The organism is Mycobacterium sp. TH-M82, assembly GCF_057473605.1.
Map to the genome: position 1 here is coordinate 1 of NZ_JBYCKY010000500.1, position 1,632 is coordinate 1,632.

Annotated in this window: 1 protein-coding gene; it reads right to left on the bottom strand. The window is 66.6% G+C overall.

The window, feature by feature from the left end:
- Positions 1-163: 163 nt before the first annotated feature.
- The gene (locus AC2VON_RS15600) at positions 164-1,603 is read right to left on the bottom strand and encodes a recombinase family protein (RefSeq protein WP_486953764.1); all 1,440 of its coding nucleotides are present in this window, start codon (positions 1,601-1,603) and stop codon (positions 164-166) included.
- Positions 1,604-1,632 lie beyond the last annotated feature (29 nt).

Sequence of the window (1,632 nt, forward strand, 5' to 3'; positions counted from 1 at the left end):
ATCAGACGGTGCCGTTGCATGAACGGCCCGAGTTCATCGCCTGGCTGACCGCCTCATGCCACGCACAAAACGTGCCGGCCACCGTCACCGATCCGACAGTGATCGGCCGGGTTGCGACCCTGCTCGGCGCCGACCGCCCAGCACGCCCGGCGAGGTCAGGAGTTCAGACCCGCCAGACCGGCCGTACCCGGTCGATATCCAGGCGGCGCGCACCCGGTGTGCCCGGCGCGATGACCGCGTGATCCAACACCGCTTTGGCGATCGCCTGCTGGCGACCCAAATCAAGCTCGTCCCACTCGGTGCGGAGCGCACCACCGGTGCCCGCGAGTTCGTAGACGGCGGTGGTGTCGGTGGCCGTGGCGATTTCCCGGCGAGCCGCGGTGATGCGGTCGGTAATCGGATCACGCGCTGCGATCCACTCCCGCGCGGTAATGGCGCCGTCGGCGTACAGTCCGGCCAGCTCATCGAGGCGTTCCTGATCCGCGTCGACCTGGGTCGCCAACGCGGTCACATCGGCATCGGCGGTGGCTTTGCCGGCCAGCACGTCGGCCAACTGCGGTGAATCCAGCCGCGCCAACACGGCCTCGGTCAACAGTTCCTCGACGGGTGCGGCGACCACCGTCAACCGGCCACACCCGCCATGATCCGGCCCCTTCAAACACACATACCGGCGCGTCCGATTCTCCGGGTTACTGTGCCGGGCTTGGGAATACAGTCGATTGCCGCAACGCCCGCAGCGCAACATCCCCGACAACAGATACGTGCGCGCTGATCTGGTCTTGGTCACCGAGCGTGCCGCCATGCGCGCCAGCACCCGATCACGCTGCGCCGGGGTGATGAGCGCCGGCCATACGGCGGGGCCGATCACCTCCCCGCGGTGCTCCCGCAGCCCGGCGATGCGGCCCGAGGACAACACCTGGCGCACCGCTGAGGTCTGCCATGACGTCGCCACACTCGGGGCGACCTGCGACTCGTTAAGCCAGATCGTCAACGACCGCAAGGATTGGCCGGCCAGATACCGGTCCACCATCTCACGGACTACCGCGGCCTCGGAGTCGCGCACCGTGATCTTGTCGGCCTCATACCCGAACGGGCGCGCCGAACCGTGCGGCAGCCCGGCCTGGGCGTTCTGCAACATCTTGCGGCGGATACGAGCCGACTTGCGCCCCGATTCCTTGGCGGCGAACGCAGCGAAAATCCGGGCCATGAACAGCCCGTCATCGTTGCCCAAGTCGATGTCGGCGGTCACCGTCGCCACATCACGCACCCCCACCGACTCGCACAGCGTGACGAACTCCTCCAACTCCACCGGACGCCGATGCAACCGATCCAGGTTATAGACGATCACCGCATCCCGATCACCGGACGCCAGATCAGCCAACATCCGGGCATACTGCCGGCGCGGCTTGCCGGAAAACGCCGACACATCGTTGTCGACATACTCGGCCCCGACCGGCCACCCCCGATCCGCAGCCAGCTTGCGGCAATCCTCCAACTGCCGCGCCACCCCCAACCCCGTGCCCTCCGCATCCGAGGAAATCCGGGCATAAATCGCCGCCGAGCACACCCCAACACGCTGACCAGCAGATTTCCTTGCAGACATGAGGGTAGTTTAACGACTTATGACCTTGG